Source organism: Providencia sp. 21OH12SH02B-Prov (assembly GCF_027362595.1).
Taxonomy (GTDB): domain Bacteria; phylum Pseudomonadota; class Gammaproteobacteria; order Enterobacterales; family Enterobacteriaceae; genus Providencia; species Providencia zhejiangensis.
On the sequence record NZ_CP114796.1, the window covers coordinates 770,378 to 785,998 of the forward strand.

Annotated in this window: 16 protein-coding genes and 1 other RNA gene; 5 read left to right on the forward strand and 12 right to left on the reverse strand. The window is 42.7% G+C overall.

What is annotated here, in order from left to right; translation table 11 throughout:
* Window positions 1–324 precede the first annotated feature (324 nt).
* The 3 genes from arcB to mtgA all read left to right on the forward strand — a co-directional run bounded on the left by arcB (window position 325) and on the right by mtgA (window position 4,288).
* On the forward strand, window positions 325–2,670 hold the full coding sequence (gene arcB, locus O7C57_RS03655; RefSeq protein WP_163862993.1) for an aerobic respiration two-component sensor histidine kinase ArcB: 2,346 nt from the start codon (window positions 325–327) through the stop codon (window positions 2,668–2,670).
* 233 nt (window positions 2,671–2,903) lie between these two features.
* A complete protein-coding gene (gene elbB, locus O7C57_RS03660) occupies window positions 2,904–3,554 on the forward strand; it encodes an isoprenoid biosynthesis glyoxalase ElbB (RefSeq protein WP_196713622.1) in 651 nt (216 codons plus the stop codon).
* A gap of 8 nt (window positions 3,555–3,562) precedes the next feature.
* The gene (mtgA, locus tag O7C57_RS03665; protein WP_269723634.1) at window positions 3,563–4,288 is read left to right on the forward strand and encodes a monofunctional biosynthetic peptidoglycan transglycosylase; all 726 of its coding nucleotides are present in this window, start codon (window positions 3,563–3,565) and stop codon (window positions 4,286–4,288) included.
* Window positions 4,289–4,348: 60 nt separating this feature from the next.
* Here mtgA and dolP read toward each other — a convergent pair whose 3' ends face one another.
* From dolP to O7C57_RS03685, 4 genes are read right to left on the reverse strand one after another with little or no spacing between them, the layout of a single operon-like run.
* Window positions 4,349–4,924, reverse strand: a complete 576-nt coding sequence (dolP, locus tag O7C57_RS03670; protein WP_154621957.1) for a division/outer membrane stress-associated lipid-binding lipoprotein — start codon at window positions 4,922–4,924, stop codon at window positions 4,349–4,351.
* 9 nt (window positions 4,925–4,933) lie between these two features.
* The gene (gene diaA, locus O7C57_RS03675) at window positions 4,934–5,524 is read right to left on the reverse strand and encodes a DnaA initiator-associating protein DiaA (RefSeq protein WP_070928925.1); all 591 of its coding nucleotides are present in this window, start codon (window positions 5,522–5,524) and stop codon (window positions 4,934–4,936) included.
* Between the two features lie 20 nt (window positions 5,525–5,544).
* Entirely contained in the window at window positions 5,545–5,928 is a 384-nt protein-coding gene (locus O7C57_RS03680) for a YraN family protein (protein WP_154621958.1), read from the reverse strand.
* 48 nt (window positions 5,929–5,976) lie between these two features.
* Entirely contained in the window at window positions 5,977–7,725 is a 1,749-nt protein-coding gene (locus O7C57_RS03685) for a penicillin-binding protein activator (protein WP_154621959.1), read from the reverse strand.
* 60 nt (window positions 7,726–7,785) lie between these two features.
* Between O7C57_RS03685 and rsmI the strand changes: the two genes are divergently transcribed.
* Window positions 7,786–8,658 carry a 16S rRNA (cytidine(1402)-2'-O)-methyltransferase gene (gene rsmI / locus O7C57_RS03690; RefSeq protein WP_154621960.1) on the forward strand — a complete coding sequence of 291 codons (873 nt, stop codon included), beginning with the start codon at window positions 7,786–7,788 and terminating at the stop codon, window positions 8,656–8,658.
* 52 nt (window positions 8,659–8,710) lie between these two features.
* Window positions 8,711–9,083, forward strand: an RNA gene (gene rnpB, locus O7C57_RS03695) — RNase P RNA component class A.
* Window positions 9,084–9,304: 221 nt separating this feature from the next.
* On the opposite strand, the gene dagF is transcribed toward rnpB, so the two are convergent.
* Genes dagF through O7C57_RS03735 form a run of 8 tightly spaced genes read right to left on the reverse strand, consistent with a single transcriptional unit; the run spans window position 9,305 to window position 14,798 of the window.
* On the reverse strand, window positions 9,305–10,045 hold the full coding sequence (gene dagF, locus O7C57_RS03700) for a 2-dehydro-3-deoxy-phosphogluconate aldolase (protein WP_269723635.1): 741 nt from the start codon (window positions 10,043–10,045) through the stop codon (window positions 9,305–9,307).
* Window position 10,046: 1 nt separating this feature from the next.
* Window positions 10,047–11,159 carry a DgaE family pyridoxal phosphate-dependent ammonia lyase gene (locus tag O7C57_RS03705; protein WP_154621962.1) on the reverse strand — a complete coding sequence of 371 codons (1,113 nt, stop codon included), beginning with the start codon at window positions 11,157–11,159 and terminating at the stop codon, window positions 10,047–10,049.
* A complete protein-coding gene (locus O7C57_RS03710) occupies window positions 11,143–12,282 on the reverse strand; it encodes an amidohydrolase/deacetylase family metallohydrolase (RefSeq protein WP_196713617.1) in 1,140 nt (379 codons plus the stop codon). The genes O7C57_RS03705 and O7C57_RS03710 overlap by 17 nt, the downstream gene beginning before the upstream one ends.
* Before the next feature lie 25 nt (window positions 12,283–12,307).
* Window positions 12,308–12,958, reverse strand: coding sequence for a DUF4310 family protein (locus tag O7C57_RS03715; RefSeq protein WP_154621964.1), 651 nt, complete (start codon window positions 12,956–12,958; stop codon window positions 12,308–12,310).
* Window positions 12,959–12,960: 2 nt separating this feature from the next.
* Window positions 12,961–13,752 carry a DUF4311 domain-containing protein gene (locus O7C57_RS03720; RefSeq protein WP_163862983.1) on the reverse strand — a complete coding sequence of 264 codons (792 nt, stop codon included), beginning with the start codon at window positions 13,750–13,752 and terminating at the stop codon, window positions 12,961–12,963.
* Window positions 13,753–13,779: 27 nt separating this feature from the next.
* Window positions 13,780–14,076: a DUF4312 family protein gene (locus O7C57_RS03725; protein ID WP_154621966.1), complete on the reverse strand. Its 297-nt coding sequence runs from the start codon at window positions 14,074–14,076 to the stop codon at window positions 13,780–13,782.
* Window positions 14,076–14,441: an SFCGS family glycine-rich protein gene (locus O7C57_RS03730; RefSeq protein ID WP_154621967.1), complete on the reverse strand. Its 366-nt coding sequence runs from the start codon at window positions 14,439–14,441 to the stop codon at window positions 14,076–14,078. Before O7C57_RS03730 ends, O7C57_RS03725 begins: the two co-directional genes overlap by 1 nt.
* 18 nt (window positions 14,442–14,459) lie before the next feature.
* Window positions 14,460–14,798 (reverse strand): transcriptional antiterminator, encoded by a 339-nt coding sequence (locus tag O7C57_RS03735; RefSeq protein WP_163862981.1) that lies wholly within the window; start codon window positions 14,796–14,798, stop codon window positions 14,460–14,462.
* Between the last annotated feature and the right edge of the window lie 823 nt (window positions 14,799–15,621).

A 15,621-nucleotide genomic window follows, 5' to 3' on the forward strand; every position in this document is an offset into this window, starting at 1 on the left:
AATTTATCTGGTTTTTTGCTCTGTTTTTTGTCGTTTTATAAAATTAATAAGATAACGGGAAATCATCATAAATACTTATGATTTTGAAAAATAAAGTTTATTTTTCATTTTTGGTGCTATTTTGGCTTGATTATATTAAATATTACATTATTTTATTTGGTAATAATAAAGCGATGACCATAAAGATTTCACCGAGTACGGTGAAATATCGTGTCGATAAAAACACTTAAGATTAATGAGCCGGATCGACATTTTTTACCAACAATGAATCGAATGTGCCTCATTTGATATATGATTCAGTGAGTATCATATTAAGGGGTGGTTATGAAAGTACTTCGCGGTCTTGCGCAATATTATGTCGATCTCATGATGAAGCTAGGGCTAGTTAGGTTTTCTCTCCTGCTTGCATCTGCGTTAGTCGTTCTGGCGATGATAATGCAAATGGCAGTAACTATTGTGTTACGTGGGCAGGTCGATAGTCTCGATCTCGTCGGTTCTATTTTCTTTGGCTTAATTATTACGCCTCTGGCTGTTTATTTTTTATCTGTTGTTGTTGAACAGCTGGAAGAGTCACGACAACGCCTCTCTCGCATGGTTGATAAGTTGGAGGTGATGCGTAAGCGTGATGCAGAACTAAATAGTCAATTACAAGGCAATATTGAGCAGCTAAATCAGGAAATTATTGAGCGTGAAAGGGCAGAAAGAGCCCACCTTGAGTTGCTTGAGCAATTAAAACAAGAAATGAAGCATCGCGAGCAAACTCAAATTGAGCTTGAACAACAATCTGTGCTGTTACGCTCATTCCTTGATGCCTCACCTGACTTGGTTTATTACCGCAATGAGAATAACGAGTTTTCAGGGTGTAACCGAGCCATGGAGTTACTCACAGGTAAGAGTGAAAAACACCTCGTTGGTTTAACGCCGATGGATATCTATGATATTGAAATCGCCTCAAAAGTTATGGAAACCGATGAAAAGGTTTTTCGTCACAATGTCTCGCTTACCTATGAACAATGGCTTGTTTATCCTGATGGTAGAAAAGCGTGTTTCGAGCTACGTAAAGTTCCTTTCTATGACAGAGTGGGTAAACGACACGGTTTGATGGGCTTTGGTCGAGATATTACGGAACGTAAGCGTTATCAAGAGGCTTTAGAGAACGCAAGTAGGGATAAAACAACGTTTATTTCTACAATCAGCCATGAATTACGTACACCACTTAATGGTATTGTTGGGCTGAGTCGTATTCTATTAGATACCGACCTAACAGCTGAACAAATGAATTACCTAAAAACGATTCATGTCAGTGCAGTCACATTGGGGAATATTTTCAATGATGTGATTGAAATGGATAAAATTGAGCGTCGTAAGGTACAACTGGATAACCAGCCTGTCGTATTACCGCAATTTGTTAATGATTTAGAAAACCTTAGTGGCTTGTTAGTGCAACCGAAAGGCTTGAGATTTGTGATGGATGTTGCGACAGGCCTACCAGAGACAGTGCTGACAGATGGCACACGACTTCGTCAAATTCTATGGAATTTAATTGGCAACGCCGTCAAATTCACGCAGCAAGGTGAGGTTAAATTAAGCATCTGGCGAGAAGGAGAAGACAAACTGTTTTTCAGTGTGCAAGACAGTGGTATTGGTATTCCGAAAGACGAACTCGATAAAATTTTTGCGATGTATTATCAAGTGACCGATAGCGCTGGTGGTAAACCTGCAACAGGAACTGGCATCGGTTTATCGGTATCGCGTCGTTTAGCCCAAAACATGGGGGGAGATATTCAGGTTGAAAGTGAAATAGGCAAAGGTTCAACCTTTACGCTTTCGATCGTTGCCCCTGTTGTTGAAGAAGAAGTTATCGATTCTCAAGAAAGTGATGATGACTATCCATTACCAGCCTTGCATATTTTGCTGGTGGAAGATATTGAACTCAATGTGGTTGTGGCGTGCTCTGTGCTAGAAAAATTGGGTAACACCGTTGATGTCGCAATGAATGGCAAAGAGGCGTTAGCGATGTTTACCCCTGGTGAATACGATTTAGTGTTGCTGGATATTCAGCTCCCTGATATGACTGGAATTGATATCGCACAACAATTAAACCAGCGTTATCGCAAAGACGAACTTCCTCCGCTCATTGCACTGACTGCAAATGTTCTAAAAGATAAGAAAGAGTATTTCGACGCAGGAATGGATGGCGTTTTAAGTAAACCACTAGCGGTATCCGCCCTTAAACAGGTCATAGAGCAATACTGGGGTGAGAATACCAACGAAACGCCTCAGGATGGCGTACAAAGCGTTTCTAGCGATACCGATGAGTCAGTACTCGATTGCGAAATGCTAGAACAATACTTGTCGTTGATCGGTCCGAAGGTCATTTACGATGGTCTTGAAGTCTTTGAAAAAATGATACCGGGATATTTGGCTATTTTAGATTCCAATATGGTGGCTAAAGATCAGAAAGGTATCGTTGAAGAGGCGCATAAAATTAAAGGGGCAGCCGGTTCTGTCGGGTTGAAGAACCTACAAAACATCGCCCAGCAGATCCAATCACCTGAACTTCCTGCTTGGTGGGATAATGTACAAGAGTGGGTTGATGAATTAAAGCAAGATTGGAAGTCGGATATAGAAACTTTAAGAAACTACGTTGATAGACGTACAAAAAAATAACCCCAACCGAAGTTGGGGTGCGCGAATACTGCGCCAACACCAGGGAAATCGTTGATCTACCTATGGTTTTCTTTTTGGGCAGACCTTTAAAATTTGATTACTGCTCAAGGGAATAATACCAAGATACCAAATATTAGCGATTTTGTTACAAGATTCATTAAAATCTGTGATGAAGATTGATGTTTATTCCCTTTTCGCGGTTCAGTGATAATTTACTACAAATGGAGCAAGATATGAAATCAATTGCGGTTATTTTAAGTGGATGCGGTGTTTTTGATGGAAGCGAGATTCATGAGTCAGTGTTAACTATGCTTGCTTTGAGTAAAAAAAATGCTGAAGTTCATTTTTTTGCACCAAATGAATCTCAACCTACTGTAATAAATCACATTACTGGTGAATTGAAAAAGGATAATCGTAATCAAATGGAGGAATCTGCACGTATTTCTCGTGGGAAAATAGCGCCTTTATCCTCTGCTGACGCAAATAAGCTGGATGCCCTCATAATTCCTGGTGGTTTTGGTGCGGCAAAGAATTTATGTGATTTTGCGGTTAAAGGAAGTGACTGTGAAATTAATAAAGAACTATTAAGTTTAGTCCAACAAATGTACCAGCAGAAAAAGCCTCTAGGTCTGATGTGCATAGCACCGGTCATGCTTCCTAAGCTCCTCAATACTTCAGTTGAATTAACAATTGGTAATGATAAGGAAACGATTGCTCAGATCGAAAAGATGGGAGGTAAACACATTACCTGCACAGTGGATAATATTGTAGTCGATCATGCTAATAAAGTTGTTACGACTCCCGCTTATATGCTGGCTCAATCAATCTCCGAGGCTGAAGTCGGTATTAATAAGCTCGTTGAGAAAGTATTAGAAATGGCATAATTGACTCGATGAGCATGATAATTTCTCGATTATGGCGCTGGTTACGGAAAGTTTTGCTTTCGCTAGTCGCGGTTTGGTTTTTGACTGTGATTGCGTTTAAATTCGTGCCAGTGCCATTTTCTGCTGTCATGGTAGAAAGGCAATTATCCGCATGGATAAACTTAAATTTTTCTTATGTTTCTCGTTCGGAATGGGTTGATGAAAATCACATTTCTCCTTACTTATATTTGGCTGTTATAGCAGCAGAAGATCAAAATTTTCCTCATCACTGGGGTTTTGATCTGGAAGCTATAGAGAAGGCTTATAAGCATAATATGAGTAAAAAAAACACAATTCGAGGGGCTTCAACTATCTCTCAACAGACAGTAAAAAACTTGTGGTTATGGGATGGAAGAAGCTGGATAAGAAAAGGCCTTGAAACATTGATGACTCCTGTTATGGAGCTTATGTGGTCAAAAACAAGAATATTGACTGTTTATTTAAACATAGTTGAGTTTGATGAGGGGGTTTTTGGGGTTGAAGAGGCATCAAAAAAATTCTTTAAAAAGTCAGCAAATCAACTAACTATGGAAGAAGCTGCACTATTAGTGGCTGTTTTGCCGAATCCTCACAGGTTTAAGGTGAAATCACCCTCTTCATATGTGTTAAAGAGACAGGCTTGGATCTTGAATCAGATGTACCTTCTTGGGGGTAGGAATTATCTGAAAAATAATACCATCGGTCCTGACGAATAAAAAAGTCATGAATTTTCATTCATGACTTTTCTTTTTATAACAATATATTATTGTTTATGATTAATTGAGATAGGTGAAAGCGGTCGTGACACGACGAACACCTTCTGTTTCACTGGCGATTTTTGCCGCAGCATCCCCTTCTTGTTTGGTTAAAATACCCAATAAGAAGACTTCACCATTTTCAGTAATCACTTTCACGCTGGATGACTTCACAGCATCACTGGTGAGGATCTTTGATTTCACTTTCGTTGTCAGCCAAGTATCTTTTGACGCGGTGCCTAAATCAACAGGTTCACCTTGACGAACTTCATTATAGACAGCGTTAGTTCCTTCAACATTTGCTGCTATTTGTTTTGCTCGCTCAGCCCAAGATAAATCAGGGCTTTGACCTGTCAGCAAAACATTTCCTTTATAAGCGGTCGCAATAATGCGAGCTTTGCCTGTTATGTCTTTATCTTTATTCAATTGGCCGCTGACGCGCGCTTCTAACGTACCATCATCAACTTGTTGGCCGACAGAACGTGGGTCAGTTGCGCTTTTTGTCGCAACCGCAGCAGAACCGACAACGGCAGCGCCGATACAGCCTTGTAGCATTGTCATACTAAGAATAATGGCTACTATTGGGAGTAATCGCATTTTTGCTCCTTAATCATCCTGATGAGGGAAAAGTGTATTATCGATGAGATCACAAAGACAATTCACCGTAAGAAGATGAACCTCTTGGATTCTGACACTACGTTGTGATGGTATACGTATTTCAACATCTTGTGGTCCCAAGAGACCCGCAAGTTCGCCGCCATCATAACCTGTCAGAGCAACAATTGTCATATCACGAGTGACAGCAGCTTCAACGGCTTTGATAATATCACTGCTATTACCATGTGTTGAGATAGCCATTAAAACATCACCATGCTGACCGAGTGCTCTCACCTGTTTAGCATAGATTTCAGTGGGTTGTTTGCTACCGGAAATGGCCGTTAACACTGCATTATCCGTATTGAGAGCGAGTGCGGGTAGGCTTGGACGCTCAGTTTCAAATCGGTGGATCATGCTAGTCGCAAAGCGTTGCGCTGTTGCGGCAGAAGCCCCATTTCCACAACATAAAATTTTGTTACCGTTTAGCAGTGATTGAACCATCATCATTGCTGCGCGTGATATAGCATCGGGCAGCGCTTCTGCTGCTGCTATCTGAGTTTGAATACTTTCTGTAAAACAGACTTTAATTCTATCCAGCACTTGCTTATTTTCCTGTGAAATTAACCAACATGTTCACTATCGTTAAAGGCATTCTGTATCCATTCAAACTGACGATCAGTAATCGCACAGATATCAAAACGACATGCAGTAGTTTCGAAGCTTTCTTGTTTTTCGGCAAGCCAATATTTAGCAGCAGCAATCAGTTTCCTGCGTTTGCATCTATCGATTGATAAGAGTGCGCCACCATATCGTTTGTCTTGACGAAAACGTACTTCAACAAATACCCAACCAGTATCATCGCGCATAATTAGGTCGATTTCACCATGGCGATTTCTGGCATTTCGCTCAACAAATGTTAACCCCTGTTGTTGCAGGAAGGCCTGTACTTGACTTTCATAGTACCGACCAGCTAACCATTTTAATGTTTTTTTGAGAGGTTGCATGACGTCCTTGTCTTAAAGTTGGGCAATCATCCTAATTGCACGGCAAGATTATCTTGCTAATTTGATTTGTCCTTGGTTGAACTGTAACCAAGGAAGGTCGCGGTAAACAACACAGTTTTCTCCCACACTCAAAGTACCTGATGCACCTTGTAGACGGAATTGGGCATTTTGTTGTAGTTGATCGTAGTTATTCGCTAGCGACCAAGCATCGATACCTAACGCATAGAGGCGCAACAACGAATAATCATTATTTATCTTTTGTTGGGCCTGTTTGCGTAAATTGTTATTTGCACCAGCTAATAATGGAATATCACTGAATTTTAAGCCTTCCATTTCGAAACGAAAATCAGCGCCATTGCCGGCTTGGTTACTGCGTGAACTTGCATATAGGGCTGGGCGTTGACGGCTACTAATCGCCATTTCAATCATCGGCTTGATCAAGGTTAGCTCATCACGAGTGGCAACAATATAGACCGCATCGATAGAATTAGAGGAACTCATTTGAGGCTCTGGTTGTGAAAGCTCAGGATAGTTTTGCCCATCAATCGATTTTGCTGCAACTGGGGGATTGATGACGACAGGTGTACCGGTCATACGAATCCCCGCGCCTCGGTTAATCGACTCTTTCAGCGAGGCCACAGAACCAAAAGATTGTTTAAGGACGGTAGACCCCCCTTTTGATTGCCACTCTTCAGCAAATGCTTTGGCAATACGTTCACCGAAGGCATTGTTCGGCACTAAAATTAATGGCGCTCGTTTACCTTCCGCCATGATATGTGCTGCGGCATTCTTAGCTTCATCTTCAGGAGACAGTGAAAAATAGCAAAGGTTGGGGCGGGGCTGCAATTTATCGGCATCTAACTCATTCAGTGTTAGGACACTTAACGGCGAACCTGCTTGTGCAATCGCCTGTACTTCAGGTTTCAATAACGGGCCTACCACTAAAGTAAAGCCTTCACTTTGGGCTTGTTGCAACAACTGAGAGATTTGCTTTCCATTGGTATCAAATACTTTGATACTTTGGGAATTGGTTGGTGTAGCTGCAATACTCAAAGACGGGTTAACGATATCAGCATCATTGGTTGCATTATCATTACCTGTTGCCGCGGCCACCTCAGCGTAAATTTGCTCTAATACATCATTATGACTACTTTGCTCAGGCGTTGGTGCTGTATTTGACGTTGCAGCCGGCGCTTGTGGTAAACCTTTTTGTGCATCCATGAAACCTTTCATGATTGCTTCACCGAAAACTTTTCCTTGACCACTCATTGGCAGAAAAAGGGCTATTTTAGGGTTTTTACCGACAGGTGGCTGCATGGATTGTAGCAGTTGGCTAGGCGGTGTTTGTGCTGCTGGGTGATTTGGATAACGAATTTTCCAATCATCAACACCTGCTTTTAGCGTTGCAACATCATCGCGATTATTGAGATAAATATCGAGTAAATCGACCCAGCCTGCTAAGGTGATTTCGTCAGCGCCAATGCCTTGAATTTGCTCAGGCGTCATTTGTGTTAACATTTGCCATGTGCTATCGATATTGGCTTGGCGGGCTGTTTGTTCGGTCAATAAGGCTTCTTGACCAATATAAGCACGCAGAACATCGCTAGAAGGCTTACCTTGCGCGGAATCAATGATAGACTGATACCGATTTATTTCGGAACTGATCTGTTCCGGTGTCGTTGGGGTAATAGGTGCTTTGTTATCCCCTGTAAGCTGACAGCCTGACAGCATTAAAGCTGATAGCATTGCTGTGCAGATTAACCCTTTTTTTACATGCAAAAAAATTGAAGGACGCATACTGTATCCAGTGGTGTATTTTCAGTTGCTTAATTTTAAACCGGCTATTCGGATGAAACAATGAATCAACCTAATCAAGCAGTGGTTATGGCATCCACGCTGTATATCGTGCCCACCCCTATCGGTAATATGGGCGATATCACGCAACGTGCGTTGGATGTTCTTAAACATGTTGACCTTGTCGCTGCAGAAGACACACGGCATTCAGGAATACTGTTACAGAATTTTGCCATTAATGCACGCATGTTCGCCTTGCATGATCATAATGAACAGCAGAAGGCAGATCAATTAATTAGCAGACTTCAACAGGGCGATAGTATCGCATTAGTTTCCGATGCAGGTACACCTTTAATTAACGATCCTGGCTATCATTTAGTCACTCGTTGCCGTGAAGCGGGGATCCGTGTTGTGCCATTACCCGGTGCATGCGCTGCAATCACGGCGCTTAGTGCCGCGGGTTTGCCTTCTGACCGTTTTTGCTATGAGGGATTTCTACCCGCCAAAAGTAAAGGCAGAAAAGATGTCCTTAAAGCACTTGAACGAGAGACGCGTACATTAATTTTTTATGAGTCAACACATCGCTTACTCGATAGTTTAGCAGACATGATTGAAGTTTGGGGACCCGAGCGTCATGTGGTGCTTGCTCGTGAAATCACAAAGACTTGGGAGTCAATTGAAGGACGGCCTGTCGGGGAGCTATTCGCTTGGGTAAAAGAGGATGAAAATCGTCATCGTGGTGAGATGGTGCTGATAGTCGAAGGCTATAAAGCAAATCCGGATGACGATGACATTTCACCTGATGTTATCCGTACGTTGAATCTGCTACAGCAGGAGCTCCCCCCTAAAAAAGCGGCAGCGATTACTGCTGAAATTTATGGCTTAAAGAAAAATCGCCTTTATAAATTGATGCTTGAACAACCTAATAACGATTGATAACTGCATAAACCCCTATACAAGGCTAGGCAAAGTGCCTATAATCCGCAGCGGAGTTGGCCAGACAACCGCTGCTCTATCGTTGTCCTTCGGGAGACGGGTAGAGGGGAGGAAAGTCCGGGCTCCATAGGGCAGGGTGCCAGATAACGTCTGGGAGGCGCAAGCCTACGACTAGTGCAACAGAGAGCAAACCGCCGATGGCCTGTTTACAGGTACAGGTAAGGGTGAAAGGGTGCGGTAAGAGCGCACCGCGCGACTGGCAACAGTTCGTGGCACGGTAAACTCCACCCGGAGCAAGACCAAATAGGGGTTCATATGGTGCGGCCCGCATTGAACTCGGGTAGGTTGCTGGAGCCAGTGCGCAAGTGCTGGCCTAGATGAATGGTTGTCCAAGACAGAACCCGGCTTATCGGCCAACTCCAATTTTTTCATCATACTTCAAACCGTGGCTGCGTTGGCCCTAGTGACATACCTTAGTATGCACCTAGGGATATCTTCGTTTTGCCGCCTTGCCACAACTGGAATGACTGAGCAAAAATTCCAGTGATCCAGTTGCTGCCTTACCATAACGTGAGTTACTGAGAAAAAACGTCAGTGCTATTCAAACTTATTAAAAAAGAATCACTGTTGATGGTTTTTTAAATAGCTACTTAACGGCTTGTTTAACCATTTCTAGCAACTTACGCACATCGTCTGGACGGGTGTCGCCGCTTTCTTTATCAATGATTGAACTGTAAATGTGCGGAATAATTTTCTTCACACCAGCATCGAGGGCGATTTGCAGGATTTGTGGAAAATTCTCCAAATCAATGCCACCTGTTGGTTCTAGTGAAAAATCAAACTTAGCACAGGCTTTAGCAACGGCTTTATATTCTTCAATATAAGTTAATCCTTTCATATTAAAGAACTTGATAGAGCTTGCCCCCATATCTTTCAGCATCATAATGGCGGTTTCAACAGGAACGATTCCTTCTGGCGCCTGAGAGCTGAGTGGGCCAGTAGAGATTTTTACCATACCAACAGTACCACTCGGTGACACTAACGCGTTGACAAACGTTTCATTTTGTCCAAGCAGTGCACGGCTAATCGGTGCACCTGTGAACACTTGGTTGACGTGCTGTGGTTGGATTTCCTGAGAAATTAATGAAACCATGGTGGATTGATTAGGGTCACCTGCCCCAAGTCCTACAGATAGCGCATTATCGGTCTCTTTTGCGTAAACACGCATATCCGCAATCGCGCTATCTAAATCAGGGTAATTTTTCGATAGTACACCAACAACGACAAAGGTTTCAGCTGCTTGATAGATATCTTTGGCATTTTGATGGCTGCCAGCGAGGACATTCAGGCAAACACGGTTTCGGTAAAAATTTGGTGATAATTTCATGTTAAATTCCTTTGACTAACAAACGGATACGCTCTGCAATGATATTCAGTTGATCATTGCTGACACTGCGAATATCCGCCTCTACCTTACCTTCATTGGCTTTATATTCGCGAAAGTAGATTGCAGTATCCCCTTGTTTTAATTCGCTCATGATTTGATAGGTCGTTTTACCCATCATTTTTTCATCAAAGCTAATTTCAGCGCGGGCGATATCACGTCCGGCAGCATCCCATACGATGCGAGCCGAAATCGCAGGGATCCCATTGAGCTCTTCAATAAAGCCATTCATGCGATTCACCATTTCAGCGCCAGTTTCTTTTGTGGCGGTTAAGTATTGTTCTATCGCCAGTGTTAATCCTAAAATGCCTTCCTTGCCGACTTTCATTGCGCGGCCAATACCTTGGCTTTGGCGTTTTACCCATTCGATATAGGTTTTTTTACCCACAACGAGGCCGCTGGTTGGTCCTTCGATCGCTTTAGCACCACTGTAAATCACTAAATCAGCGCCTGATTGATAGTAGCTGGTCAGATCTTCCTCTGCCGCGGCGTCAACGATCAGTGGCACATGATGTTGACGAGCAACAGCCGCGGCTTCGCTCACGCTAAGCATACTTTTTTGCACTGTGTGGTGGGATTTGATGTACAGAATAGCTGCTGTTTGTGGCGTGATCTTCGCGGAAAGTTGAGCCGCCGAACATTCATTAGCAAAACCCGCTTCAATCACTTTGCCGCCACCGAGTGTGATCATCGTATCGACGGGGGCACCAAAATTAACGTTATGACCTTTGGGTAAGACGATTTCACGTGGAACAGCCTTAGAGGATGAGTGTAAATTTAGCAGCAAGTCATCGTCATCACGTACAATCACAGCAGCAACGGCTTGTGCGATCCCCGCGGAAGCACAAGAAACCACAACGGCACTTTCAACATCAAGTAATTTCGCAATGTAATCGCCAGTTTTATTCACTAAATCTTTAATTTCAAAATAGTGATTAAGGCCATAAGCGACACGTTCAACCACCTCTGGTGTTGGGGTTGAAACGCCAAGAATGGTCATGCGGCCAGAGGCGTTAATCACGTGTTTTAGTTGATACTTCTCATAAATCGATTGCATGTTCAGATTCGCCTTCTGCATGAATAATATGTTTTCCACCAATAATCGCGGCAATGGGCACAAAGCGATGAGTACCGATGCGGCGTTCGCCTTCAGCATCCGTGAGTTCAGTGGCTTCTTCTTTTAAATCAAACAGTGTGATGTCGGCATCAAAGCCAGGCTTTAAATAACCTTTTGCAGGTAGAGCTAATAAATCGGCGGCTTTTTCTGTCACACAGCGCAATATTTTTTCTGCGCTAAAGCCCATACACAGGAATTTGGTCATCACAAAAGCAAGGCTATAAACTGGACCATTAACCCGATTTCGATGATAGATATCAGAGCTAATAATGTCTGGATAGGTACCAATACGCATCGCTTGTTCTGCGACTTTAAAGCTAAAGCTTTCACCGCCATGACCGACATCTAAGATCACACCGCGCGCAAGTGCACGTGCAATCGACGGTTTTAAATTTCCATCATTATCAAGAATGCGATTCGGCTTACCATTAAAGCAGTGAGTAATAATATCCCCACGCGTCAATAAATCTGCAATCTCATCAATATTAGGTGGGTTATTACCAATGTGTACCATTAATGGCAATCGATGCTTTTTCTGCATCTGTTTGGCTTTGAGGAGGGGAGCAATACCGTTGTCACCAACGACACTTTTACTCATGCGTGCTTTCATTCCAACAACAAAACCTTCGTGGCGTTCTATCGCCTCTTGGAAACAGGTTTCGTCGATATTATTCATATCAGATAATTCATTTTGCGCGATAATACCGATACGTGAAATGTTTAATAAGGAAAATACGTTAGTCTGGGCTTTTTGTGTTAGCTGATAAAATTTATCAATATCATCAGCACCGACACTGCCTGCATCAACCAGTGAGGTAACCCCACCAGCAGCACCTGCTAAATCGGGCTCATCAAAGTAAATAGGTGACTCCACAAAACAGTGAGCGTGCGAATCAATCCACCCTGCGCTGACATAGGTTTTTCCTTTTAGATCAATCCATTTTTCAGCTTGTTGGTTGCAGGCCAACGCCGGGCCCGCAGCTTCGATCTTTCCATTTTTAATCAGAATATCGATTAATGTTCCATCGATATGTTTACCCTGTTTGATGATTAAAGAATACATAATTACCTTCTTTGCTATTTAGTCATTAGGCGGCGAGAGGGAAGAAATAACCAAATAACATCGCGCCTAAAATTGCACCACCTGCGACAGGTTTCTGCCATACATAGAAGATGAGTGAACCAATCAGCGAACCAATACCAATCGGAATGGAGGCAGCCATCGCAGCCAAAATAATTAAAGGACCTAAGAAACGACCGGACGTATTACCTGCTCCCATCATTATGTCAGCACCGAATGTCGAGTTGGCTTGTGCGATGGTAAATTTACGCGCAAATACAATGATCAAGCCAATTAACACGCCGAGTAACAAACCAGTAATCAGGGAGATCCAGAAATTGGTAACCAAAATATCCCAACCCGCCGCAAGAAATAGCGCTGGGACGCCAAGGCCAATACCTGTTTGTAATGCACCACCGATATCCAAAATACCGACTAGGGAGCCTTCGATGATCCGTGCGAACAGGAAGCTCGCACCAAATGCCGCAACAGCGCCGTAAACGCCTGTATCTAAGCCTGCTTTTAACATTGCGACGAAAGCAACTTCGTTAAATGCGCCGAATCCGTAAACAACATACATGTGAGTCCCTGCAAAAATGCCTGCTGATAATAGCCCGACAAAAATAGGGAACGACCACTCAGCGTACCAAAAATCTTGTTTGTTAATTTCAGTTGTCATAATTATTTCCCGCTCAGTAATCCATGGATGTATTCAAGCCACAGAGGTTTATCTAAGTTGAAAGAGGTGATCATCTTCAGGTCAAACTCACGGAAGAAGCCACTTAAAACAAACAGTAAGACAACGGTGATCATCATCGTACGTGTGACACGGTTCCAGCCGTTATCATCAACACCTTTACCGATCAGGATACCCAGAACCAAGCCAGGGATAGCATTTCCCATAATGAGTTGTGCACAGCCACCGAAAAGGGTAGCCCAAAAACCTGAGCGTCGACCTGCATCCATCGCGGCTAACCAGAAAATAACTGGCATTACGGTATTTACCAGTAGGTTTGCAGCAGGCACTAATACGTTGATTGCTGTCGTTTGTAACGCAGCAGGAACAGCGGACGCTGTTGTATTTAAGAAGGCAACAACCAATGCACCGATAATGGTACAAGCTAGAGCCATTTTTTTCGGGTTATGCAGTGTTTCAGCGACATTACGGTTTTTAGAGAGCAATGCAGCCGCACCCCAGTTAGGAATGATGCGGTGGTCAACGTCTTGTGTGAATGCACCGGCGGCAACCGAGGATGCCCATGCGTTAAAGAAGAAGCCTAAACCGAACGAGAAGTGAGAAGCAGGATCGCCTTCACATGCATTCAGTTCGCCGAGTGTACGGAATGCCCCCATCCCTTGGACTGTAGGAGCGTGGAACATGCGGGCAGCACCTGCACCAAGGCCAAAGCCACATAGGCCGCCTATAATGAGGGACATACCCAGTATTTCTAAGAAAGATGCAGTTTCACTCATGGAAATGCCTCCAGACCTGAATTGTTTTTATTGTTCTGTAAATGGTATTTCGTTGACAGAAAGTAGGGTGACATCTAGCGAAACGTCGAGCACCACACGGAAATGTTCACGTTTGCGCGGCAGAAAAACGAAAAGAAACTTTTCTGTCCGCGAGTGCGAATATGCACTCACAACGGCAACATCCTTAGGTTCGATTCGCAGGATAATGTCATTGCTCTCTTTTAGTACCGTGCGTTGAATCGAGTTCAGTGCATCAGCAATGGCTTTTTGTTTGCTGTCACCTTGCCCAGAGACTCGCACAACCGTTTCGATAGATTTCTTCATTACGCGTCGCCGTATTTTTTGAGGTAAGCTTTAACTAAACGCTCGCCTAATTCTTCTTTATCCATAAAGCCAAAGCCTAAAACAGTGCAACCCTCAGCAATCGCGGTTTCACCTTCCTCAATCGAGCGCATGCCATAACGCGCCTTATAGCCGTATTTAGTTTGTGCTGTGATAGCACCTGCACCACCACTTCCACAAAAGGAGATACCTAAATCAGCGTGTTCAGCATTCATAACATCACCGAGCTTCATATCTGCCGCTACACCCGGGACAACAATGGCTTTACCGCCTGCACTTTCAACTCCTACTGCCACTTTTTGGCCTTTTCCTAAACGGTCTCCGATAGCAACAACAACTTGTTTCATAGTGATATTCCTCAAAAATTAATCATTCGAACGGATAACTTCAAAGTGAACAGAGAGTAAAAATGTCTCTTCTGGCGCGAGCCCTGGTAGGGTATCGACAACGCGTTGCGATAAAGCAATCGAGTGTTCTGAAATCTCATCAAATAGGCTGATATCGACTTCAGGTAAGGCTTCACCCGTTTTAGCTCTAACCACCATGGCTCTAAGATGAGACTCCAACATCTGTTGTTGTACATCCGTGGTGTAGCAATTTTCCTGTTTAAGCCAGCCACTAATGACGGCCAGCAGTTCTTGTGTTACCTCATCGATATCGAGGTTATTTTCCGACATCTTAAAAACGACAACTGATTCACTCATAACTGTTTAAAATCCAAGGTAATAATGCAATTAAACTGCTTTGTTCCTTTATGATAAATACCTTAGTCGCTTCAAGAGAATTTGTGCAGACATTGAATTTCCACTTGTAAGTGGAAATTAATTGGAAGGATATAACGTACTTTTGTGTATGAAATCCGAGCTAATCGGAAATTAAATGGAAATTTAGACTTTTTTCGAGTATTGAAAATAAGTAGTCTTAAGTAGGGAGCTACATTAATGTATTAAAATTCAACCTATTAATGATTTTCTGCTAGTGATGGAAAACAGGCATTGTGATTAAAAAAGAAGTGGAAATGAAAAAGTGGAAATAGGCGCTAAAGGTCATTTTGCATTTCCACTTACGAATATAGCACAACAAAAAGGCGATTTTGGTGATAAATAAAATGATGGATTTGCGGTCATGATCACGCAAAATGCCGGAATAGCGATTTTTCCAATAATAAGTGGAAGCAAACTATACGTCGCTTTCATTGAGAAGTGCATCTTAATGATGAAATATAACCTGATTGTTAAGGTGTTAAATGACAAAGTAAACCGCAATATACTAGCGTCTCAAGTCAAAATTCTTGGTCTAGTTACTGAATATGGTGATACAAAAAAAATATAACAGTTAGGATATAGAAGATAAAAAGTACACCTTTTGGTAAAGGGAATGATCTAGTGCATCAAACCATTAGATGACTACCTGTAACTTTTCCTAGTATTTGTCTAAATAAGTTTGATAAGAAAAACATGGGGGTGATTGGATTATCATCTTTTATTGAGTCCTGTACAACTATAAAGAGGGGTACAATCTATAACG